This is a genomic window from Saccharothrix sp. AJ9571 (assembly GCF_021725495.1).
GTDB lineage: Bacteria > Actinomycetota > Actinomycetes > Mycobacteriales > Pseudonocardiaceae > Amycolatopsis > Amycolatopsis magusensis.
The window spans coordinates 4,422,501-4,443,874 of the sequence record NZ_CP091382.1; the positions used below are offsets into that span (position 1 = coordinate 4,422,501).

General features: G+C 68.0%; 19 protein-coding genes and 2 rRNA genes (1 of these 21 only partly in view). 14 read left to right on the plus strand and 7 right to left on the minus strand.

Features of this window, described 5'->3' with window-relative positions; genetic code table 11:
• The 3 genes from L3Q67_RS20320 to L3Q67_RS20330 all read left to right on the plus strand — a co-directional run.
• Nucleotides 1-2,604: ribosomal RNA gene (locus L3Q67_RS20320) — 23S ribosomal RNA — on the plus strand (it extends 512 nt beyond the left edge of the window).
• An 83-nt stretch (nucleotides 2,605-2,687) separates the two neighbouring features.
• Nucleotides 2,688-2,804, plus strand: a 5S ribosomal RNA gene (rrf, locus tag L3Q67_RS20325).
• A 272-nt stretch (nucleotides 2,805-3,076) separates the two neighbouring features.
• Nucleotides 3,077-3,709 (plus strand): hypothetical protein, encoded by a 633-nt coding sequence (locus L3Q67_RS20330; protein ID WP_499190972.1) that lies wholly within the window; start codon nucleotides 3,077-3,079, stop codon nucleotides 3,707-3,709.
• 62 nt (nucleotides 3,710-3,771) lie between these two features.
• Here L3Q67_RS20330 and L3Q67_RS20335 read toward each other — a convergent pair whose 3' ends face one another.
• A complete protein-coding gene (locus tag L3Q67_RS20335) occupies nucleotides 3,772-5,112 on the minus strand; it encodes a DUF6801 domain-containing protein (protein WP_499190973.1) in 1,341 nt (446 codons plus the stop codon).
• Nucleotides 5,113-5,200: 88 nt separating this feature from the next.
• Complete coding sequence (locus L3Q67_RS20340; RefSeq protein ID WP_499190974.1) at nucleotides 5,201-5,830, minus strand: DUF6801 domain-containing protein; 630 nt, start codon at nucleotides 5,828-5,830, stop codon at nucleotides 5,201-5,203.
• Between the two features lie 411 nt (nucleotides 5,831-6,241).
• Between L3Q67_RS20340 and L3Q67_RS20345 the strand changes: the two genes are divergently transcribed.
• Nucleotides 6,242-7,222 (plus strand): RCC1 domain-containing protein, encoded by a 981-nt coding sequence (locus L3Q67_RS20345; protein ID WP_499190975.1) that lies wholly within the window; start codon nucleotides 6,242-6,244, stop codon nucleotides 7,220-7,222.
• On the opposite strand, the gene L3Q67_RS20350 is transcribed toward L3Q67_RS20345, so the two are convergent.
• Nucleotides 7,203-8,198, minus strand: coding sequence for an LLM class flavin-dependent oxidoreductase (locus L3Q67_RS20350; RefSeq protein WP_499190976.1), 996 nt, complete (start codon nucleotides 8,196-8,198; stop codon nucleotides 7,203-7,205). The genes L3Q67_RS20345 and L3Q67_RS20350 overlap by 20 nt on opposite strands.
• 178 nt (nucleotides 8,199-8,376) lie before the next feature.
• Complete coding sequence (locus L3Q67_RS20355) at nucleotides 8,377-10,506, minus strand: HelD family protein (RefSeq protein ID WP_499190977.1); 2,130 nt, start codon at nucleotides 10,504-10,506, stop codon at nucleotides 8,377-8,379.
• A 108-nt stretch (nucleotides 10,507-10,614) separates the two neighbouring features.
• Here L3Q67_RS20355 and rsmD point away from each other — a divergent pair, with 108 nt between their 5' ends.
• The 10 genes from rsmD to L3Q67_RS20405 all read left to right on the plus strand — a co-directional run bounded on the left by rsmD (nucleotide 10,615) and on the right by L3Q67_RS20405 (nucleotide 17,191).
• Nucleotides 10,615-11,175 carry an RsmD family RNA methyltransferase gene (rsmD, locus tag L3Q67_RS20360; protein WP_499190978.1) on the plus strand — a complete coding sequence of 187 codons (561 nt, stop codon included), beginning with the start codon at nucleotides 10,615-10,617 and terminating at the stop codon, nucleotides 11,173-11,175.
• A gap of 10 nt (nucleotides 11,176-11,185) precedes the next feature.
• On the plus strand, nucleotides 11,186-11,668 hold the full coding sequence (coaD, locus tag L3Q67_RS20365; protein WP_499190979.1) for a pantetheine-phosphate adenylyltransferase: 483 nt from the start codon (nucleotides 11,186-11,188) through the stop codon (nucleotides 11,666-11,668).
• 99 nt (nucleotides 11,669-11,767) lie between these two features.
• A complete protein-coding gene (locus L3Q67_RS20370) occupies nucleotides 11,768-12,178 on the plus strand; it encodes a guanyl-specific ribonuclease (RefSeq protein WP_499190980.1) in 411 nt (136 codons plus the stop codon).
• A 123-nt stretch (nucleotides 12,179-12,301) separates the two neighbouring features.
• Nucleotides 12,302-13,018, plus strand: coding sequence for a flotillin family protein (locus tag L3Q67_RS20375; protein ID WP_209669608.1), 717 nt, complete (start codon nucleotides 12,302-12,304; stop codon nucleotides 13,016-13,018).
• Nucleotides 13,019-13,103: 85 nt separating this feature from the next.
• Nucleotides 13,104-13,697, plus strand: coding sequence for a YceD family protein (locus tag L3Q67_RS20380; protein ID WP_499190981.1), 594 nt, complete (start codon nucleotides 13,104-13,106; stop codon nucleotides 13,695-13,697).
• A gap of 69 nt (nucleotides 13,698-13,766) precedes the next feature.
• On the plus strand, nucleotides 13,767-13,949 hold the full coding sequence (gene rpmF, locus L3Q67_RS20385; protein ID WP_209669604.1) for a 50S ribosomal protein L32: 183 nt from the start codon (nucleotides 13,767-13,769) through the stop codon (nucleotides 13,947-13,949).
• 16 nt (nucleotides 13,950-13,965) lie between these two features.
• Entirely contained in the window at nucleotides 13,966-14,712 is a 747-nt protein-coding gene (gene rnc / locus L3Q67_RS20390; protein ID WP_209669602.1) for a ribonuclease III, read from the plus strand.
• Nucleotides 14,696-15,562 carry an Fpg/Nei family DNA glycosylase gene (gene mutM, locus L3Q67_RS20395; protein WP_499190982.1) on the plus strand — a complete coding sequence of 289 codons (867 nt, stop codon included), beginning with the start codon at nucleotides 14,696-14,698 and terminating at the stop codon, nucleotides 15,560-15,562. Before rnc ends, mutM begins: the two co-directional genes overlap by 17 nt.
• Before the next feature lie 88 nt (nucleotides 15,563-15,650).
• The gene (locus tag L3Q67_RS20400) at nucleotides 15,651-15,974 is read left to right on the plus strand and encodes a PadR family transcriptional regulator (protein ID WP_153036910.1); all 324 of its coding nucleotides are present in this window, start codon (nucleotides 15,651-15,653) and stop codon (nucleotides 15,972-15,974) included.
• Nucleotides 15,971-17,191, plus strand: coding sequence for a DUF1700 domain-containing protein (locus L3Q67_RS20405; RefSeq protein WP_499190983.1), 1,221 nt, complete (start codon nucleotides 15,971-15,973; stop codon nucleotides 17,189-17,191). The genes L3Q67_RS20400 and L3Q67_RS20405 overlap by 4 nt, the downstream gene beginning before the upstream one ends.
• Nucleotides 17,192-17,269: 78 nt before the next feature.
• Here the strand turns inward: L3Q67_RS20405 and L3Q67_RS20410 are convergent, their stop codons facing one another.
• The 3 genes from L3Q67_RS20410 to asnB form a co-directional block, all read right to left on the minus strand.
• A complete protein-coding gene (locus tag L3Q67_RS20410; RefSeq protein WP_499190984.1) occupies nucleotides 17,270-17,788 on the minus strand; it encodes a YflT domain-containing protein in 519 nt (172 codons plus the stop codon).
• A 314-nt stretch (nucleotides 17,789-18,102) separates the two neighbouring features.
• Nucleotides 18,103-19,404 (minus strand): ROK family protein, encoded by a 1,302-nt coding sequence (locus tag L3Q67_RS20415; protein ID WP_499190985.1) that lies wholly within the window; start codon nucleotides 19,402-19,404, stop codon nucleotides 18,103-18,105.
• Between the two features lie 96 nt (nucleotides 19,405-19,500).
• Nucleotides 19,501-21,339, minus strand: a complete 1,839-nt coding sequence (asnB, locus tag L3Q67_RS20420) for an asparagine synthetase B family protein (RefSeq protein WP_499190986.1) — start codon at nucleotides 21,337-21,339, stop codon at nucleotides 19,501-19,503.
• Nucleotides 21,340-21,374 lie beyond the last annotated feature (35 nt).

Sequence of the window (21,374 nt, forward strand, 5' to 3'; positions counted from 1 at the left end):
ATACTTCCTGATGACCGATAGCGGACTAGTACCGTGAGGGAAAGATGAAAAGTACCCCGGGAGGGGAGTGAAAGAGTACCTGAAACCGTGTGCTTACAAGCCGTCAGAGCTGTAATAAGTGATGGCGTGCCTTTTGAAGAATGAGCCTGCGAGTTAGTGCTGCGTGGCGAGGTTAACCCGTGTGGGGTAGCCGTAGCGAAAGCGAGTCTGAATAGGGCGTTTGAGTCGCGTGGTCTAGACCCGAAGCGGAGTGATCTACCCATGGCCAGGGTGAAGCGCCGGTAAGACGGTGTGGAGGCCCGAACCCACTTAGGTTGAAAACTGAGGGGATGAGCTGTGGGTAGGGGTGAAAGGCCAATCAAACTCCGTGATAGCTGGTTCTCCCCGAAATGCATTTAGGTGCAGCGTCGCATGTTTCCCATCCGGGGTAGAGCTACTGGATGGCCTAGGGGCCTTACCGGGTTACCGAAGTCAACCAAACTCCGAATACGGGTGGGTGAGAGTGCGGCAGTGAGACGGCGGGGGATAAGCTTCGTCGTCGAGAGGGAAACAGCCCAGAACACCAGCTAAGGCCCCTAAGTGTGTGCTCAGTGGGAAAGGATGTGGGATTGCCCAGACAACCAGGAGGTTGGCTTAGAAGCAGCCACCCTTGAAAGAGTGCGTAATAGCTCACTGGTCAAGTGGTCCTGCGCCGACAATGTAGCGGGGCTTAAGCACACCGCCGAAGCTGTGTCATTGACACATTCGATCCGCTCAGCCTTTCGGGGTTGTGTGTAGTCGTGTTGATGGGTAGGGGAGCGTCCTGCATCCAGGGAAGCCGCGGTGTAAACCAGCGGTGGAGGGTGTGGGAGTGAGAATGCAGGCATGAGTAGCGAATGCAGAGTGAGAAACTCTGCCGCCGGATGACCAAGGGTTCCTGGGCCAGGCTAATCCGCCCAGGGTAAGTCGGGACCTAAGGCGAGGCCGACAGGCGTAGTCGATGGACAACGGGTTGATATTCCCGTACCCGAGCACGTGCGTCCCTGATGAGGCAGTTGATACTAACCACCCAAAGCGCATGGTGAAGTCTTCGGATGGATCTGTGTTGTGGAGCGTGGGGCCTGATTCTGTAGTAGTCAAGTGATGGGGTGACGCAGGAAGGTAGCTCCGCCAGTGAATGGTAGTACTGGTGTAAGCGTGTAGGCCGTCATGTAGGTAAATCCGCATGGCATATAGGCTGAGACGTGATGCGTAGCCGATTGAGGTGAAGTAGAGTGATCCTATGCTGCCGAGAAAAGCCTCTAGCGAGTGCGTGCACGGCCCGTACCCCAAACCAACACAGGTGGTCAGGTAGAGAATACCAAGGCGATCGGGTGAACTGTGGTTAAGGAACTCGGCAAAATGCCCCCGTAACTTCGGGAGAAGGGGGGCCAAACATCCTGAAGTCCTTGACGGACTAGGGGTGGGTGGCCGCAGAGACCAGCGGAAAGCGACTGTTTACTAAAAACACAGGTCCGTGCGAAGAAGTAATTCGATGTATACGGACTGACGCCTGCCCGGTGCTGGAACGTTAAGAGGACCGGTTAATCCCTTCGGGGGTGAAGCTGAGAATTTAAGCGCCAGTAAACGGCGGTGGTAACTATAACCATCCTAAGGTAGCGAAATTCCTTGTCGGGTAAGTTCCGACCTGCACGAATGGCGTAACGACTTTCCGGCTGTCTCAACCACAGGCCCGGCGAAATTGCAGTACGAGTAAAGATGCTCGTTACGCGCGGCAGGACGGAAAGACCCCGGGACCTTTACTATAGTTTGGTATTGGTTTTCGGTTCGGTTTGTGTAGGATAGGTGGGAGACTGTGAAGTGCTCACGCTAGTGGGTGTGGAGTCGTTGTTGAAATACCACTCTGACCGGATTGGGAATCTGAACCTACGCCCATGATCTGGGTGAGGGACAGTGCCTGATGGGTAGTTTAACTGGGGCGGTTGCCTCCCAAAGAGTAACGGAGGCGCCCAAAGGTTCCCTCAGCCTGGTTGGCAATCAGGTGTTGAGTGTAAGTGCACAAGGGAGCTTGACTGTGAGACTGACAGGTCGAGCAGGGACGAAAGTCGGGACTAGTGATCCGGCACCACCTGGTGGAAGGGGTGTCGCTCAACGGATAAAAGGTACCCCGGGGATAACAGGCTGATCTTGCCCAAGAGTCCATATCGACGGCATGGTTTGGCACCTCGATGTCGGCTCGTCGCATCCTGGGGCCGGAGTAGGTCCCAAGGGTTGGGCTGTTCGCCCATTAAAGCGGCACGCGAGCTGGGTTTAGAACGTCGTGAGACAGTTCGGTCCCTATCCGCCGCGCGCGTAGGATACTTGCGGAAGGCTGTCCCTAGTACGAGAGGACCGGGACGGACGAACCTCTGGTATGCCAGTTGTCACGCCAGTGGCATGGCTGGTTAGCTACGTTCGGAAGGGATAACCGCTGAAGGCATCTAAGCGGGAAGCCTGTTCCTAGATGAGGTATCCCACCCCTTTGTGGGTTAAGGCCCCCAAAAGACGATTGGGTTGATAGGCCAGAAATGGAAGCGCAGTAATGTGTGGAGTTGACTGGTACTAATAGGCCGAGGACTTGCCTACAAAGACGCTTCGCATCCACTCTACGGCTCTGAAACACCACACCAGAGACGTGTTACAGCACTTGTGTGTTTGTTTCGTAGTGTTTCGGTGGTTATAGCGGCGGGGAAACGCCCGGTCCCATTCCGAACCCGGAAGCTAAGCCTGCCAGCGCCGATGGTACTGCACTCGAAGGGGTGTGGGAGAGTAGGACGCCGCCGAACTCAACTCAGGGAGCGGGGTTCCAGCCAGAGATGGCTGGGACCCCGCTCTTTTGCGTGCCGTGCCGGTAGGCCGAACGGCCCTGCCCGCGGAGGCGTCCGCCCGCCGGGGCGCCCGCCTTGCACCGGGATGACAATTCCGCTCTCCACATTTGTGTGGATTTGAGCAAAGAATAGTGCTCGCAATTGTCGTGTCTTGTATCGCGGACCTCGGCAGAACTAGCATACTCGTCAGTAAGTTGCACTTCCGCCGACCCCCGAACAGAGGAATTGCGATGTCGAGAATGTTGACCAGGTTGCGCAGACCCGCCGCGGTGATGGCGATGACCGCCGCCGTTTTCGGTGCCGGGGTGCTCGCGGCGGCGCCGGCTTCGGCGGCGACGATCAAGGTGCAGTACCCGGTCTCCGGCGAGTCGGTGGTGAAGAAAACCGGTAGCACGCTCAAGCTGGGCCCCGGCACCCTGAACACCACCGTGACCACCAAACCCGGCGGTGGGGACGTCTCCGGCGTGCTGAGCATCCCGCCCGCCAAGGCCTCCTTCAACGTCCTGGGCTTCATCCCGGTCAAGGCCACCGTCACGGTCATCCCGACCGGCCCGGTCTCCGGTGAGCTCAAGCAGGGCGTCATCACCACCCACGCCGACGCCTACATCCAGCTCAGCGACATCTGGATCGCCGGCATCTTCTACACCCCGGTCGGGAACGAGTGCAAGACGCAGAACCCGGTCGGCATGGACCTCAAGTCCGAGGGCGACTTCACCATTTTCAACGGCGGCACGGTTTCCGGTAGCTACACCATTCCGGAGTTCAAGAACTGCACCATTTTCTCCGGGCTGCTCAGTTCACTGGTCTCCGGCCCGGACAACACCATCAAGCTGGTGCTCGGCAAGGCGTCTTCCCTGCCCTGATCCGCACACCGCGAAAAGGCCCGCCTTCCCGGATCCGGGAGGGCGGGCCTTCTCTCGTGCCGCTACTTGCCGACGGTCTTGAGCACCAGGGTCACCTGGTTGCCGTCGCCGGAGATCAGCCCGGTGAGGATCGGCGAGATGTCCTCGGTCACCCCGCACCCGGTGAACGGCGGGATGGTGAAGCCCCGCTGCTCCGGCAGTGGCGCGTCCGGGTGCGTGCCGATGGTGCCACCGGCGGTCACCAGGTACTGGCCCCACAGGTGCAGCGAGATGTCGCCGGTGCGGCAGTCCGGGCCGACGTCGTAGGGCACGCCGTTCAGCTGGACCTCGCTGACCCGCAGGAAGACCTCGGTGTGCGCGAACAGCATGCTGTCCGGCTTCGGGAAGGTGCCCTCGGTGAAGGTGAGCTTGCCGCCGGCGTCGTTCGCGGGCAGGAACTCCGCCAGCCCGGTCACCGGGAGGAAGTCGAAGGCGTAGAACGGCGTCTTCGCCTTCGGCAGAGCCACGTCACCGCGGATGCCCGGCGGGTTGATGTACTGCCCGCCGTTGATCATCAGGCCCGGCCCGAGCACGACCTTCGCGCCGGTCTTCGCGACCGTCGACTCGCCGTTGATGTACTGCGCGGTGAGCGGGAACAGCGGCGCGGCCATGATGCCCGGGCCCGCCTCGGCGGCCTGCGCGCCAGGTCCGGACGGCATGCCCGGCAGCACCCCGCCGGAACCGGGCATACCCGGCAGCGGGGCCGTGCCCGGCGGTGGCACGGGCTCGCCGGGCAGCAGGACCGCCACCGAGCCCAGCAGGAAGTCCTGCTCGGGTGCCGGTTCACAGACCGACTCGACCGGTGCTTCGCCGAGCTGGGTGCCGTCGGCGGCGTGCGGGGTCAGCACGATCGACGGCGGGCCGACGGAGACGGTCAGCGAGCCCGCCTCGGAGGTCTGCCACGCGGGGATCGCGCCGGTGGTCTTCACGCTCAACGCGCCGGTTTCCGGCACCGGGGTCGATACCACCGGCAGCTCGGCGCTCACCGCCTCGGGCTTCTCGCCCTGCACACCGAGCAGGTTCGCGGTGACCGTGCCCTCGACCGAGGCCGGTGCGCCCAGCGCGGGCCACAGCGTCTCGGGGAGCACCAGTTCCGCGTTGAGCGGGCCGGGCGTGACCTGTTCGCCGACGAGCACCGAGCCGGGGAGCGTGGTGTCGATGGTGAGGTTCACCGCCTGCGGCTCGCTCGCGCCGAACACGCAGTCGTAGGTCAGTGCCAGCGACACCGGGATGCTCTCCACCGGAGCTTCGGGCGCCTCCGGGGCGGCCGAGCCCGCCCCGGTCAGCCCGCTGGTCAAACCGGCGGCGAGCAGCGCGACGGCCGCTCCGGTGCCGAGCCGTTCCCGGAGTTCTTTCTGTGCCATCGCGTTCCTTCGCCGGAAATGCCGGAAGCTCCGGCCACGCGTCGGGGGCGTGGCCGGAGCACCGGGGTATCTAGTGGGGTACTGCAGGTCAGCCGATGGTCAGCGACGGCGAGAACGCCGCGTTCTGCCCGTCGTTGAGCGTGCAGTCGAAGGCTTCCGGACCCTGCCACTCGGGGGTGGCGTTGGTGTAGTGGAAGTCCAGCGACGCCGAGAAGGTCTCGCCGAGCGCGGCGGTCAGCACCTGGCCGGTGGAACCGGCGGTGATGGCCGGGACCACGGAGCTGGAGGTCTGGGCCGCGTTGACCGGGAACGCCGCGTCCGGGTCGGGGACGAACTGCTCGCCCACCCCGAGGTCGGTCACGTTCACCGTGGCCGGGGTCCCGTTCGTCACGCCGACGCTGGCGTCGGCGCTGCCGCGGACACCGTCGATGCCGCCGAGGTAGTACAGCGCGCTGACCACGTCCGCGGGCACGGTGGCCACGGCCGTCACGCCGTAGGCCTGGAAGGTGCCGCCACCGGTGACCGAGCTGGGGCCCTGGAAGCTGGCCTGCACCTCGAGGAGGTTCTCACCGATCAGCGGGTAGTTGCAGGTGTAGGTCAGCGTGGGGCTGGTGTACGCCTGGTCGGCCAGTGCGGTGCCGGCACCGGCCACGGTCAGGCCGAGCACCATGCTCACGGTCGCCGTACCGGCGAAGAGTCTGCCGAATCGTCGTGACATTTGCGATAATCTCCTCAATCGTTCTGCTGTTCCGCGTTAAGCGGACACGGCGGGCGCTCGCCGATTCTTCGGCGGCCGAGTAAAGTGGAGATCGATCCCGGGTAGAGCTGATGCCGGACGGCAGAGTCCCCCTTTTATACCGTCCGTTCTCGGGTTACCCGCTAGTAGATTACGAGCGCGTGTCCTGGTGAATCAAGGGCTGACCTGGAATCCAGGGCAAACTCGGCAGCTGTATCGGTGAATTTGTCACCCGCGCCGGATCGGCAATCCCGGCTTTGTCACCAGCGTATGAAAAACGGCGTTCGCTCTCGCGACCGTCCGTGTTCGGTGTTGCTCTGCCGTAAAGTCGGACCGTCTTCTACCCAGGCGGCCGTTCGGCCGAACGGCCGCAGGTGATGGTCCGGAGGAACAATGCGGAAATCGGCTTCGCTCGTGGTGGGCGCGCTCGGCGCGGGCCTGTTGCTGGCCGGCGCGCTGACCGCGGTGTCGGTGGAACCGGGCCCCACCGCGCCGTCACCGGCGACCGCGCCTGCTTCTTCCGCGCCGCCGGTCGAGGCCGCCGCGGCGGCGGACGGCACGGGCGGGGTGATCGGCTGGGGCAACGGCCTCTGGCAGCAGCGGCCGGTGCCCGCCGGGCTGACCGCGGGGGTCGCCGAAGTGCGGGTCGGTGGCCTGCACGCGCTCGCCCGCAAGGCGGACGGCACCGTCGTCGCCTGGGGTAACAACGTCTACGGGCAGACCGTCGTGCCCGCGGCCGCGCAGGGCGCGACCGCGCTCGCCGCCGGTTGGGCCCACAGCCTCGCGCTGAAGAACGGTGGCGTCGTCGGCTGGGGCAACGACTGGTTCGGCCAGCTGAAGATCCCCGACGCGGCCAAGTCCGGCGTCACCGCCATCTCGTCGTACGGCTACCACAACCTCGCGCTGAAGCAGGGCGGGCAGGTGATCAGCTGGGGCATGCGCGACGACGTGCCCGCGGAGGCGAAATCCGGGGTGACCGCGATCTCCGTCGGTGGCGATCACAACCTGGCGCTGAAGAACGGTGGTGTCATCGCCTGGGGCGCCAACGAATGGGGACAGCTCAACGTGCCCGACGCGGCGAAGTCCGGGGTCACCGCGATCTCCGCGGGCTGGGACCACAGCCTCGCGCTGAAGTCCGACGGCACGGTGATCGCCTGGGGCAACGACGAATACAAGCAGAGCACCGTGCCCGCCACCGCCACCGGCGTCACCGCGATCGCGGCTGGCTGGACGCACAGCGTCGTGCTGCTGTCCACCGGCAAGGTGATCGCCTGGGGCTGGAGCAACAGCAGCGCGATCGCGGTGCCGGCGACGGCGGGATCGGGTGTGTTCGCGATCGCCGCCGCCGACCGGTTCAACCTCGCACTGAAGTGACCAGTTCGTAGGAGCGCTTCCGGTCCTCGTCGCCGTGGACCATGGTGGTGACCATCAGCTCGTCCGCGTCGGTTTCCTCGAGCAGCGCTTCGAGGCCCTTGCGCACGGTTTCCGGCGAGCCGAGCACGGTGGTGCTGAGCCGTTCCTCGACGAACATGGTGTCGATGTCGCTGTACTCGTACGCGGCGGCTTCTTCGGGCGTCGGCAACGGGATCGGCCTGCCACGGCGAAGGCTCAGGAAGGTCAGCGCGCTCGGCCCGGCCAGGTAGCGCGCGTGCTCGTCGGTGTCCGCCGCGAGCACCGAGACGCCGAGCATCACGTACGGCTCGTCGAGCACCTCGGACGGCTGGAACGCCTCGCGGTACAGGCGCACCGCGGGCACCGTGTTCTGCGCGCTGAAGTGGTGCGCGAAGCTGAACGGGAGGCCGAGCGCGCCGGCGAGCTGGGCGCTGAACCCGCTCGAGCCGAGCAGCCACACCGGGACCTTGAAGCCTTCGGCGGGGAACGCGCGCACGGCACGGCCTTCGCCGGGCTCGAAGTAGGAGCGCAGCTCCTGGAGCTTCTGCGGGAAATCGTCCGCGGACAGCCCGGCGGCGCCGCGCAGGGCGAGCGCCGTGCGCTGGTCGGTGCCCGGCGCGCGGCCGATGCCGAGGTCGATCCGGCCGGGGTGGAACGCCTCGAGCATGCCGAACTGCTCGGCGATCACCAGCGGCGCGTGGTTGGGCAGCATGATGCCGCCGGAGCCGACGCGGATGCGCTCGGTGGCCGTGGCGATGTGGCTCATCAGCACCGAGGTGGCCGAGCTGGCGATGCCCGGCATGTTGTGGTGCTCGGCCACCCAGTAGCGGTGGTAGCCGAGGCTCTCGGTGTACTTGGCCAGCTCGACGCTGCTCCGCAACGCGGCCCGCGCGTCCGACCCGCTGACGATCGGCGCCAGGTCGAGCACGGACAGGGGGACTTCAGACAAGGAACTCACGCCAAGGACCAACGCCGCGGCCGCCCCAAACCTTCCCACGCGGCAGCCCTATTCGGGTGGCAGAGATCTCGCGCCCCGGGGCCCCCGGTGGGACACAAATGTGGCTTTCGGGGCCGAATCCGCCCCCAAAGCCACATTCGTGTCCACCGCCCCACCGCCGCCCGGGGACCCCGTCCGGCTAAGGCAGCCAAGAAGGGTCGGACGCGAGTACGGTCAGCTGCTGCGTCGCGCGGGTCAGGGCCACGTAGAGCACCCGCCGTCCCGTAGACGACTCGGTGATCAGTTCGGCCGGTTCGACCAGCACCACCGCGTCGTATTCCAGGCCCTTCGAGTCGAGGCTGCCGACCACCTTGAGCCGTTCGTCCGCCTGCCCCGACAGCCAGCGCTCCACCTCGGGCACCCGGTCCATGGCGCAGATCACGCCGACCGTGCCCTCGACCGCGCCCATCAGTTCCTTGGCCGCCGCCTGCACCGAGTTTTCCCACGCGGCCGGGTCGACCGGGCGCACCTCGGGCTCCAGCCCGGTGGTGCGCACGGCCTTGGGCAGCTCGTCGGCCTCGGCCTGGTTCGCCACCACCTTCGCCGCCAGGTCGAAGATCTCCGCGGAGTTCCGGTAGTTCGTGCGCAGGGTGAACCGCCGGTGCGCGGTGCCGCGGCCGAACGCCTGCTCCCTGGCCTGCGCGGCCTCCGGCGGGTCCGGCCACGAGCTCTGCACCGGGTCGCCGACCACGGTCCAGCTCGCGTACTTGCCGCGCCGCCCGACCATGCGCCACTGCATCGGCGAGAGGTCCTGCGACTCGTCGACCACGATGTGCGAGTACTCGTCGTAGTGCTCGGGCCGCTGCGGGCCGGTGCCGGTGGTGCCGCGCGCGATCGGCGCGGCGTCCAGCTCGATCGACTGGGCGCGGCGGCGACGCTTCGGCGGCGGGCCGATCAGCACGCGCAGCTCGTCGAGCAGCGCGATGTCCGCCACCGACCAGCCGTTGCTCCGGTCGGCAAGCGAGCCGGCGAGCAGGGTGATCTCCTCGCGGTTCAGCAGCCCCTTGCCCACCTTGGCGAGCCGCTTTTCGTCGGCGAGCCAGCGCAGCACCTCGGCCGGGTGCAGGATCGGCCACCACACCACCAGGAAGCGGTGGAAGTCGATGCGCTCACCCAGTTCGGTGATCAGCTCGGCGCGGTCGGAGCTGCGGCCGTCGTCCTTGGCGTGCTCGTCGGCCTTGTCGGCGAGGGCTTCGAGCAGGGTCTCCGCGGCGCGCACGCGGGACCGGTTCGGCGGCCCGCCCTGGGTGTGCACCTTGCGCCGGACCTTCTCCAGCTCCTTCGCGTCCAGCTTGAGCACCTCGCCCTTGTAGACGATGCGCATCTCGGTCTGCGCGTCCGGCGGGGCCTCCCGCATGGCGCGCGCGAGCAGCTTGCGCATCCGCGAGGAACCCTTGATCGCGGCGAGCCGGGCGGGGTCCTGGTGCGTGCCGGTGGCGCCGTCGAGCAGTTCGCCGAGCGCGCGCAGTTCGACGTTCGTCTCACCCATCGCGGGGAGCACGCGCGAGATGTAGTTGGTGAACACCCCGGACGGGCCGACCACCAGCACGCCGGCGCCGCCGAGCTGGCGGCGGTGGCGGTAGAGCAGGTAGGCGGCGCGGTGCAGGGCGACCGCGGTCTTGCCGGTGCCAGGGCCGCCGGTGATCTCGGTGACCCCGCGCCACGGCGCGCGGATGACCTCGTCCTGCTCGCGCTGGATGGTGGCGACGATGTCGCGCATCTTCTCGCCGCGGGACCGGCCGAGCGCGGCCATCAGCGCGCCCTCGCCGACGACCTGCATGTTCTCCGGCACGGCTTCGGCCATCAGCACGTCGTCGTCCACGTCGAGCACGGTCTGCCCGGAGCAGCGGATCACCCGGCGGCGCACCACGTCCATCGGTTCCTCGGCGGTGGCCTGGTAGAACGCGGCGGCGGCCGGGGCGCGCCAGTCGGTGACCAGGTTGTCGAACTCGGCGTCGCGGATGCCGAGCCTGCCGACGTAGATCGGCTCGTCGTCCGAGGCGTGGTCGAGCCTGCCGAAGACCAGGCCCTCGTACTCGGCGTCGAGCGTCTGCAGGGTCTGGTTGGCGTGGTAGACCATCATGTCCCGCTCGAAGAGCATGGACGCCTGCTCGAACACGGCTTCGCGCTGGGCGCCGTGGCCGAGTTCGTAGCCCTTGGCACGCATCGCCTCGGCTTGGGTCCGCAGTTCCGCGAGACGGGTGTAGACCCGATCGACGTGGGTCTGTTCGATGGCGATCTCGGCCCGTCTGACCCGAGGTTCCGACACGCAGCGCTCCTACAGCTCACTCGCCGGGAAGGGGAAGAACGACAATACGCGTCCCCGTCGCGGGGTACAGCCAGTCCTGCCCAAAAACACAGGTGCGACCATTCCGGGGTGACCAGGATCGTGGCGGGGACCGCCGGTGGCCGGAAGCTGAAGGTGCCGCCGAAGGGGACCAGGCCGACGTCCGAGCGGGTGCGCGAAGCCTTGTTCAACGCCCTGGAAGTGGCCGGTGAGCTGGACGGCGCGCGGGTGCTCGACCTCTACGCCGGCACCGGAGCGCTGGGACTGGAGGCCCTTTCTCGGGGTGCGAGCGAGGCGGTGTTCGTCGAGGCCGACAAACGCGCGGCCGACGTGCTCCGCGGCAATGTGACCACCCTCGCACTCGGCGGCGCGGTGCGGCACGGGAAGGCCGAGACGGTGCTGGCCGCCGGCGCGGAAGCGCCGTTCGACCTGGTGCTCGCGGATCCGCCGTACGACCTCGGCGCGGCACAGCTGGCCACGGTGCTTTCCGCGCTGGTCACCGGGGGGTGGCTGGCCCAGGGCGGGCTGGTGGTCGTCGAGCGGGCGCTGCGCGACGGCGAACCGCCCTGGCCGGACGGCCTGCAGCCGTTGCGCACCAAGCGCTACGGCGACACGGCGCTGCACTGGGCCGAATTCACCGGGAGTTGGTAGCGTCCGCGTCATGCGGCGCGCGGTCTGTCCCGGCTCCTACGACCCGGTCACCCTTGGGCACATCGACGTCTTCGAGCGGGCGGCCAAGCTGTTCGACGAGGTCGTGGTCACGGTGATGGTCAACCCGAAGAAGCACGGCCTGTTCTCCATCGACGAGCGGATGGATCTGATCACCTCGTCGGTCACCGGCATCCCGAACGTGCGGGTGGACTCGTGGCACGGCCTGCTCGTCGACTACTGCCGCGAGCACGACATCGTGGCCATCACCAAGGGCCTGCGCGCGGTCAGCGACTTCGACTACGAGTTGCAGATGGCACAGATGAACCACCGCCTGACCGGGGTGGAGACGCTGTTCATGCCGACGAACCCGGAGTACAGCTTCCTGTCCAGCTCGCTGGTCAAGGAGGTGGCGACCTACGGCGGCGACGTCTCGCACCTGCTGCCGGACGTCGTGCACGACCGCCTGGTCGCGCGGCTCGCGGCGAAGAGCTAGGCCGTTCGGCCCAGTCGCGCCGCCGAATGGTTCCGTTCGCTCGGCCCGAGTTCACGTTCCTGTCTCCCGATGATCACGTGATCGGGCTACGGTCCGAAAATGATTAACCAAAAGTCGCGTCTAGCAGGCGTTCTGTTCGCCATCCTGGTCGCCTTCTTCGGCGGGGTCACCGCCGTTTCGGCGGCTCCGGCCGCGCCGGTGACCGTCCAGGCCGAGTGCGGGGACACGTCCGGCTTCGACGAGGCCGCGCTGGGGTCGCTGCCGGCGGAGGCCGGTGAGACCTACGACCTCATCCAGCGGAACGGGCCCTACCCGTACCCGCAGGACGACACCGTCTTCCAGAACCGCGAGCAGTTGCTCCCGCTCTGCGACTCCGGCTACTACCGCGAATACACCGTGGAGACGCCGGGCAGCTCCGACCGCGGTGCCCGGCGCATCGTCAAGGGCGAGGGCGACGAGTACTTCTACACCGCGGACCACTACGAGAGCTTCGTGCTGGTCACCGTCTGACGGCCGGTGGGGTCACCCGGTCGTGGCGGACACGCCGGGTGACCCTCCTTCACGCCGATCCACCCGGGCGGCGGGCAGACTGGGAGCTGGCGAAGTGGGAAGTTCTGCCGTGAGGGAGTTGCCGTGTACCGGGTGTTCGAGGCCCTAGACGAACTGGTCACCATCGTGGAAGAAGCCCGTGGTGTGCCGATGACGGCCAGCTGCGTGGTCCCGCGTGGTGATGTCCTCGAACTGCTCGACGACGTCCGCGACGCGCTGCCCGGCGAGGTCGACGACGCCCAGGACGTGCTGGACAAGCGGGACGAGCTGATCACCAAGGCCCGCCACGAGGCGGAGACCACGGTCACCGGCGCGAACGCCGAGGCCGAGCGCACCATCTCCGACGCCGCCGCCGAGGCGGACCGGCTGGTCGCCGAGGCCCGCGCCCGCGCCGAGCAGATGCTCGCCGACGCGCACAACGAGGCCGACCGCACGGTCGCCGCGGGCCAGGCCGAGTACCAGAACCTGACCGAGCGCTCCCGCGCCGAGTCCGAGCGGATGATCCAGGCCGGGCGCGACGCCTACGACCGGGCCATCGACGAGGGCCGCGCCGAGCAGGCGCGCCTGGTCGCCCAGACCGAGGTGGTCCAGGCCGCGCACGCCGAGGCCGCCCGCATCGTCGACGAGGCGCACGGCGAGGCCGACCGCCAGCGCGCCGACTGCGACGCCTACGTCGACGGCAAGCTCGCCGAGTTCTCCGAACTGCTCGCCACCACGCTGCGCACGGTCGACTCCGGCCGCAACCACCTGCGGGCCCCGACCAGCCTTGGACGCAACACCGTCTACGACTACCAGGCGTGATGCCGGCGCCCGGCGTCGCGTACAGTGGTGAGGTTGCGCGCACTCCGTTTGAGTGCTGCCCCAAAACCTCGTAGCAGAGAGAGCGATGTCTGAAGACAAGAGCGCGCCGCACGTCGACGCGCGCAGTCCCTGGGTGCTCGACACCCGCGAACTCGGCCGCCGCGCCGGGCTCAGCCGCCCCGTGCAGCGCGAAGTCGAAGTCACCAAGCCGCTCGGCGTGCCCGACGTGATCGTGGTGCCCGGGGGCGCGAAGGTGGAGCTGGACCTGCTGCTCGAGTCCGTGGTCGAAGGCGTGCTGGTCACCGGCACCGCGACGGCCCCGGTCACCGGGCACTGCTCGCGCTGCCTGGACCCGATCTCCGACGAGGTCGAGGTCGACCTGACCGAGTTGTACGCCTACCCGAACTCGACCACCGAGGAAACCACCGACGAAGACGAGGTCATGCGCCTGGTCGACGACCGGATCGACCTCGAGCCCGCGGTGCGGGACGCGGTGGTGCTCGCGCTGCCGCTGGCCCCGCTGTGCACCGAGGACTGCGCTGGTCTGTGCAGCGGGTGCGGGGTGAAGTGGGCCGATCTCGAGCCCGGACACGGGCATGAGACCATAGACCCTCGGTGGGCCGCGCTGGTCGAGCGTTTCGACGACGACCCGGCGTCCGGCCCGGACAAGCAAGCCTGACGAGCGCCAGCTCGTAGACCGCAAGCATGCCCGCGCACGCGGGCAGATCGTGATTGAGGAGATCGAGTCGTGGCCGTCCCCAAGCGGAAGATGTCGCGTTCCAACACCCGCTCGCGCCGCGCCCAGTGGAAGGCCGCTCCGGTGCAGCTGGTGCCCTGCCAGAACCGTGCCTGCAAGGCCCCGAAGCCGCAGCACATCGCCTGCCCGACCTGCGGCCAGTACGGCGGTCGTCAGGTCGTCGAGCCAGCCTGATCGAGGTAGCCCAGACATGGGGGGAAAGTCGCCCACCGGTCAGGCCAGCGATCCGACGCCCTTGCTCGAGGCGCTCGGCGTCACTCTGGACGCCGAGCTGCTTCGGCTTTCACTGACCCACCGCTCCTACGCCTACGAGAACGGCGGCTTGCTGCCGAACGAGCGGCTGGAGTTCCTCGGGGACGCGGTGCTCGGCCTGGTCGTCACCGACCACCTGTACAACGAGCACCCGGACCTGCCGGAAGGCCAGCTGGCGAAGCTGCGCGCGAGCGTGGTCAACATGCACGCGCTGGCCGGGGTCGCCCGCGGGCTCGGTGAAGGTGGGCTCGGTGCGCACCTGCTGCTCGGCAAGGGCGAAGAGCTGACCGGCGGACGGGACAAGGCGAGCATCCTCGCCGACGGCCTCGAAGCCGTCATAGGAGCCACCTACCTGGCGCACGGCATCGAGACCGCGCGCAAGCTGGTGCACCACCTCTTCGACAGCCTGCTGGCCGAGGTCCCGCTGCGCGGGGCCGGCCTGGACTGGAAGACCAGCCTGCAGGAGCAGACCGCGTCGGCCGGGCTCGGCGTGCCCGAGTACCAGGTCGAGGACACCGGTCCCGACCACCGCAAGGAGTTCAGCGCCAAGGTGATCATCGCCGGGCGCACCCTGGGGCACGGGGTCGGCAGCACGAAGAAGGAAGCCGAGCAGAAGGCCGCCGAGGCGGCCTGGCGCACCCTCAACGAAGAACTCAACCAGCAGGGCGATGCCGGAACTCCCTGAGGTCGAGGTCGTCCGGGCCGGGCTCGAGAAGCACGTCTCCGGGCGCACCATCGCCGAGGTCACCGTCCTGCACCCGCGCGCGATCCGGCGGCACGTGGCCGGCGCGGCGGATTTCTCCGGCAGGCTCGCGGGGGAGCGGGTGGTCGCCGCCCGCCGCCGCGGCAAGTACCTGTGGCTGGAGCTGTCCGGTCAGGACGCCGTGCTCGCCCACCTGGGCATGAGCGGGCAGATGCTGGTGCAGCCCGACGGCGCGCCGGACGAGAAGCACCTGCGTGTCCGGGTGCGCTTCGACGACGACGGACCCGAACTGCGGTTCGTCGACCAGCGCACCTTCGGCGGGCTGGCGCTCGCCGAACTCGTGGACGCCGACGGCACGCTGCTGCCGAGCACGATCGCGCACATCGCCCGTGACCCGATGGACCCGGCGTTCGACCCGGTGCTCGGGGTGAAGGCGCTGCGGTCCCGCCGCACCGAGGTCAAGCGCGCGCTGCTGGATCAGACCCTGGTCTCCGGGGTCGGCAACATCTACGCCGACGAGGCGCTGTGGCGGGCGCGCCTGCACTGGGCGCGACCGGCCGACAAGCTCACCACCAAGCAGGGCGCGGCCCTGCTCCAGGCCGCCACCGACGTGATGAACGAGGCGCTGCTGGCCGGTGGCACCTCGTTCGACGCGCTGTACGTCAACGTCAACGGCCAGTCCGGCTACTTCGAGCGGTCGCTGGACGCCTACGGCCAGGAGGGCCGGGCCTGCCGCCGCTGTGGCACGCCCATCCGGCGCGACCCGTTCATGAACCGCTCGTCGTTCTCCTGCCCGCGCTGTCAGCCCAAACCCCGGCTGGCCAGGGCCTGAGCAAAAACCTACCGCCGAATGGCGCCCTCTTGTGCACACTACTGCGCATTGCGTGCTAGTGTTCGCGGCGCAGGACTGGAGGGAACCGGTGGAGATCAGTCAGTTACTCAAAGGGGTGCTCGATCTCGCGGTGCTCGCGGTGCTCCGCGGGCACGACGGTTACGGCTACGACGTCCTCCGCCGGTTGAGACAGGCCGGGCTGGAGGAGGTCGGCGACGCGTCGGTGTACGGCACGCTGCGGCGGCTGTACAAGGCGGGGTTGCTGACGTCGTACGTCGTACCGAGTGAAGAAGGACCCCACCGCAAGTACTACAGCTTGAACGAGTCGGGACGCCAGCGGCTGGCGGAGTCCGGGAAGACCTGGACCACCTTCGCCAAGACGATGGACAGCCTGTTGGGAGAGGCAGCATGAGCACCCAGACTCCCGCCGTCGTGCGGGACTACCTGGCCAGGGTCCGGACCGCGCTCGCGGACCTGCCGCAGGCCGAGGTGGACGAGATACTGGAGGACGTCCGCCCGCACTTGCTTGAAATCGGTGCCGAATTCGGGGAAGGCGCCACACTCGCGGCGATGACCGAACAACTCGGCTCGCCGGAGAGCTACGCCGCCGAACTGCGGGCGGCGGGGGACTACCCGGCGCCGGACCAGGGCGACGGCGTCCGGAGGAACACCCACCTCGGCGCGCGGCTGGCGGTGTGGAGCATGGGCGTGATGCTCCTCATCCTGCTGCCGTTCGGGGCGGTGGTGGCCGCGAGCCTGGCCGCCGAGCCGCTGGCCCTGCTGATCCCGGCGACAGTGGTGCTGGTCGCGGGCGGCTGGTACCTGGCGCGCCACGGTGACGGTGTGCTCAGCAAGCTGCCCGAACTGAAGCCGGTGCGTTCGGCGATGGGGCGCGACTCGAAGGCGCTGGCGTACCTGAGGTCGCTGCGCCCGGCGTGGTGGTTGCTGTGCGCGGCGGTGCTGGTCGTGTTCGGGCTGCTGCTGTTCGTGGACGACGGCCGCGAAGGCATCCTGGCGCTGGCGGCACTGGCCGTGGTCGCCGCGGTGATCGTCTGGTTCGGGCCGAAGTCGGTGACCGACCGGAAGTGGCTGTGGCTCAGCCTGCCGGTGTCGGCGCTGGTGGTGGGGGTGATGCTCGGCCTGGTCACCGAGGGCATCTTCAAGGTGGCGAACGGGCGGTACGGGCCGTACTACGGGGGGTCGTACTCGACGTCGAGCACGTCGGACGGGCAGCCGATGCTGAGCTACGGCAACGCGCAGGTGGACAACATCTACGCGTTCGACGCCCAGGGCAAGCCGCTGACCGGGGTGTACCTGTTCGACCAGGCGGGCAACCCGCTCACGCTGCCGAGGTACGGCTGTGAACCGGTGTCCGGCACGCGTCAGCGCAGGGGGGCGGACAACCAGTACCCGCGGCCGGACATCGACCAGTACGGCTACGACGACCAGGGCAACTACAACGGGTACAACGCCTACCGGCCGGGGTGCCGGGAAGTGCCGGGTGTGCCGTTCAGCGCGGCGATCCCGAAGCAGGTGACCCCTCCCGGCCCGCCGCCCGCTCCGGCACCGGCGCCGGCACCGTCTTCGCCTCCGGCGGCACCGAGCACCGCACCGACGCCCACGGGCTGAGGGTGCGCGCGCGAAGCGAGGAGCGGGGGTCGGGGGCCCGCTCCTCGCTTCACCTATGTCCTATTCGGACTGTCCTGATCAGAGTGACTGGTGGCTGAACGCGAGCTTGCTGAGCAGCTCACGGCCCTTCTCCGCGTTGCGCGGCTGGGAAAGCACGTCGTAGCGGCGGGCCACCAGCTGGCTGCTGGAGACGAAGTCGCGCTTGCCGCGGGTGGCGCCGTAGCTGATCGCCGAGAACACCATGCCGAAGCCGACACCGGAGAGCAGGCCGATCAGGATCGGCGCGAACCCCGCCCCGGCGGTGAACATGCTCAGCAGCAGCCCGACGAACAGACCGAACCAGGCGCCCGACAGCGCCCCGCTGGTCAGCACCTTCCCCCAGCTCAACCGCCCGGCTACGCGCTCGACCAGCATCGGCTCCACGCCGACGATGGTCAGGTCCTGGACCGGGAACTTGCTGTCGGCCAGGTGGTCGACGGCGCGCTGGGCTTCGGCGTAGGAGTCGTAGGAGCCGATCGGCCAGCCGCTGGGCATGGTCGGCAGTTGCGGCGTGCCCGCGGATCGGGTGAACGTGGTCTGCGAGAAAGCTGTGGTCATTGTTCTCACCTCTCTGCTCCGCACAACGCGCCTACCCGCCAGGACATGCCCGAAAACCACCAGTTCACAGCCACTTCTCAGACTGTGACCCCCGTCGCCCACCCGAATGTGGAGTTCGGCTACCTGAACGTGGGATTCGCAGGCCTGAGTGTGGGGTTCGGGCGCGCGAACGTGGGTTTCGGCTTCCTGAGTGTGGGGTTCGCGGTATGGCGAGTTCCACGTTCAGGCAGCCGAGTTCCACGCTCGGGTAGTTGAAGTCCACACTCGGGTAGCCGAGTTCTGCGTTCGGGTGGCTGAAGTCCACGTTGGGGAGGTCAGACGGCGGTGGCCAGGAGTTCGGGGCGGCCGGCGGGGGAGCCGTCCGGGAGCCAGCGGGCGAAGAAGTCCGGGTCGAAGAGTTCGTCCAGGACCATGTGCGCGGCCCCGATGAGGCCGCCTTCCTCGCCGAGGCGCGCCTTGTCGATGCGAAGCTCCCTTGTGGACAGTGGGAGCGAGCGGCGGTAGATGGTTTCCCGGATGGTGGCGAGGAAAAGATCCCCGGCGCCGGCGATCTTGCCGCCGAGCAGGATGGTCGACGGGTTGTAGAAGTTGACCATGGTCGCCAGCATCGAGCCGATCCGCTTGCCCGCCGCGACGAGCAGTCGCACGGCCTGGTGGTCGCCCGAGCGTGCGGCGGCGGTGACGTCGCCGGCGGTGATCCGGCCCGTTTCGGCCAGTACCCGCGCCAGCGTTTCGCTCTGCCCCGTGCGCGCCAGTTCTTCGCCGTCCCGCGCCAGTGCCGAACCGCCCGCGAGGGCTTCCAGGCACCCGGTTTTCCCGCAGCGGCAGACGACTTCGCCCGCCGGGCCCTCGTCGGCGACCGCGGCGTGGCCGATGTCGCCCGCACAGCCCTGCGCCCCGCGGTGCAGCGAACCCCCGTTGCTGATGCCCGCGCCGATGCCCGTGCCGATCTTGACGTAGAGCAGGTCGCCACCGTGCTCGTGCCCGCGGGCGGCCGGGTCGCGCAGTTCGCCGAGGCAGAGCAGGTTCACCTCGTTGTCGACCCACACCGGCGCGCGGTACTTGGCGCCGAGCCGGTCGCGCACCGGGTAGTTGTTCCACCCGGGCATGATCGGCGGCTCCGACGGCCGCCCGGTGGCGAACTCGACCGGCCCCGGCAGGCCGAGGCCGACGCCCCAGATGCCGAGCGACTCGTCACCGTGTTCGGCCCACAGCTTGTCGAGCTGGGATTCGACCTCTTCGAGCACGATCTCCGGCCCGGCCGCGATGTCGCAGTCGCAGTGCGCGACGGCGAGCACGGTGCCGGCCAGATCGGTGATGCCCGCGGTGAAACTGGTGGCCCCCAGTTCCGCGGTCAGGATGCGCCCGGCGTCCTTGCGGAACCGCAGCGTCCGCGCCTGGCGGCCACCGGTGGAGGGGTTCAGGTCCCCCTCTTCCAGCAGCCCGGCGTTCAGCAGGGTGGTGATGCGCTGGGTGACCGCGGTCCGGCCGAGCCCCGTCCACTCGGACAGGGCCGGCCGGGTCTGCGCCTGCCCACTGCGGACCAGCCGCAATAGCTTGCCGTAACTCGCGACCAGCTCGGAGTTCGGCGTTTCGCCTCCGGGCGGCTCTCCCATGGGGATCCCCTTCTGCGTGACTCCTTTCATCATATACGCATGGGCGTCACACTTCTGTATGGAAAAGACATTTCGCCCGGTAGCAACGGCGAAAGGTTAGCCGAGCGTAAGAGTTGGGCGATATTCCTCGAACCAGGTCTGCAGTTCCAGCACCCGGTCCAGGCCGTGGCGCACCTCGGGAGTCACCTCCGCCGAGTCCGACTCCGCCGCCTTGGTCACCCATTCCCGGTCCGCCAGCTGGAACACCCCGGCGTCCCGGTCGGCCACCAGTTCCCGCGCCTGCTTCTGCAAGGCTTCGGCGTAGTGCGGGTCCTGCGTCGACGGGTACGGGCTCTTCACCCGCGAGGCCACCGACTCCGGCAGCACGTGCTTGGTCGCGTGCCGCAGCAGGCTCTTTTCCCGGCCGTCGAAGGTCTTCAGCGACCACGGGGTGTTGTAGACGTATTCGACCAGCCGGTGATCGCAGAACGGTACGCGCACCTCCAGGCCGACCGCCATCGAGGCGCGGTCCTTGCGGTCGAGCAGCGAGCGCACGAACCGGGTCAGGTGCAGGTGGCAGATCGTGCGCATCTTCCGCTCCAGCTCGCTTTCGCCGTCCAGGTGGTCGACCTGGGCGAGCGCGGTGCGGTACTGGTCGTCGATGTAGCTCTCCAGCTGCAGCCCGTCGGTGACCTCCTGGCGCAGCATCGCCGTCCGGCTGCCGGTCAGCTCGCTGTAGGCCAGCCACGGGAAGGTGTCCGCGTCGCGCGCGGCCGGGTCGTGGAACCACAGGTACCCGCCGAAGACCTCGTCGGCCGATTCCCCGGACAGTGCCACGGTCGACTGCTCGCGGATCGCTTTGAACAGCAGGTACAGCGAGGTGTCCAGGTCGCCCATACCGCCCGGCATGTCGCGCGCCCGCACAACGGCCCGCCGCACTTCCGGGTCGCTCAGCGTGGACGAATCGAGCACCACGTTCTGGTGCGCCGAGCCGACCAGATCCGCCACGTCGCGGATGTACGGCGAATCCGGGGTGGTGCGGATCCGGTCGGGCTGGAAGTTCTCCTCCTGCCCGGTGAAGTCGACGGAGAACGTACGCAGTTGTCCGCCTTCGTTGCGCACGTACGGCGCAGCCAAGCCGGTGACCGCACTGGAATCGAGCCCACCGGAGAGCAGCACGCACCGCGGCACGTCGGCCACGAGCTGCCGGTGCACGATGTCGGTCATCAGCTCGCGGACCTTCGCCACGGTCTCTTCCTGCGAGTCCGTGTGTTCGGTGGCGTCGAGCTTCCAATAGGTGCGGCCTCGGATGCCGCGGTCGTCGACGGTGACCGTGCTGCCCGGCTCGACCTCGTGCATGTCCTTCCACAGCGACCAGCCGGGCGTCTTGGTGAACGCCATCAGCCCGCGCAGGCCGTCGAGATCGACTTCACGCTTGGCCAGCGGGTTGGCCAGGATCGCCTTCGGCTCGGAGCCGAAGAGCACGCCGTCGCGGGTGGGGTAGTAGTACAGCGGCTTGATGCCCATCCGGTCGCGCACCAGCAGCAGCTTGCGCGTGCGCTCGTCCCACACGGCGAACGCGTACATCCCGTTCAGGTGCTCGGGCACGCCTTCGCCCCATTCCAGGTAGGCGTGCAGCACGACCTCGGTGTCGCTGCTGGTGGTGAACCGGTGCCCCTTGGCCGCCAGTTCCTCGCGCAGTTCGGCGAAGTTGTACGCCTCACCGCTGTAGACCAGCACCACCTCGCCGGACGGGGTGCGCTCGGTCATCGGCTGGCGCCCGCCGGGCAGGTCGATGATGGCCAGCCGCCGGTGCCCGAGCGCCGCGTGCTCGCCGAGCCAGGTGCCTGAGTCGTCCGGGCCGCGGCAGGACATGGTCGCGGTCATCGCGTCGACCACGTCGTTTCTCGTCCGCAGATCCGATTCGTAGGAGATCCAGCCGGTGATACCGCACATGTGCCCGCCTCCTCGGTTACTTAGCTATGCGAAAT

What these genes read in the sequence shown, in the direction of transcription:
- L3Q67_RS20405 (WP_499190983.1), top strand. Translation starts at nt 15,971, where the DNA reads ATGAGCACCCAGACTCCCGCCGTCGTGCGGGACTACCTGGCCAGGGTC.
- asnB (WP_499190986.1), bottom strand. Translation starts at nt 21,339, where the DNA reads ATGTGCGGTATCACCGGCTGGATCTCCTACGAATCGGATCTGCGGACG.
- mutM (WP_499190982.1), top strand. Translation starts at nt 14,696, where the DNA reads ATGCCGGAACTCCCTGAGGTCGAGGTCGTCCGGGCCGGGCTCGAGAAG.
- rnc (WP_209669602.1), top strand. Translation starts at nt 13,966, where the DNA reads ATGGGGGGAAAGTCGCCCACCGGTCAGGCCAGCGATCCGACGCCCTTG.
- L3Q67_RS20330 (WP_499190972.1), top strand. Translation starts at nt 3,077, where the DNA reads ATGTCGAGAATGTTGACCAGGTTGCGCAGACCCGCCGCGGTGATGGCG.
- L3Q67_RS20410 (WP_499190984.1), bottom strand. Translation starts at nt 17,788, where the DNA reads ATGACCACAGCTTTCTCGCAGACCACGTTCACCCGATCCGCGGGCACG.
- L3Q67_RS20380 (WP_499190981.1), top strand. Translation starts at nt 13,104, where the DNA reads ATGTCTGAAGACAAGAGCGCGCCGCACGTCGACGCGCGCAGTCCCTGG.
- L3Q67_RS20335 (WP_499190973.1), bottom strand. Translation starts at nt 5,112, where the DNA reads ATGGCACAGAAAGAACTCCGGGAACGGCTCGGCACCGGAGCGGCCGTC.
- L3Q67_RS20345 (WP_499190975.1), top strand. Translation starts at nt 6,242, where the DNA reads ATGCGGAAATCGGCTTCGCTCGTGGTGGGCGCGCTCGGCGCGGGCCTG.
- L3Q67_RS20370 (WP_499190980.1), top strand. Translation starts at nt 11,768, where the DNA reads ATGATTAACCAAAAGTCGCGTCTAGCAGGCGTTCTGTTCGCCATCCTG.
- L3Q67_RS20340 (WP_499190974.1), bottom strand. Translation starts at nt 5,830, where the DNA reads ATGTCACGACGATTCGGCAGACTCTTCGCCGGTACGGCGACCGTGAGC.
- L3Q67_RS20415 (WP_499190985.1), bottom strand. Translation starts at nt 19,404, where the DNA reads ATGGGAGAGCCGCCCGGAGGCGAAACGCCGAACTCCGAGCTGGTCGCG.
- coaD (WP_499190979.1), top strand. Translation starts at nt 11,186, where the DNA reads ATGCGGCGCGCGGTCTGTCCCGGCTCCTACGACCCGGTCACCCTTGGG.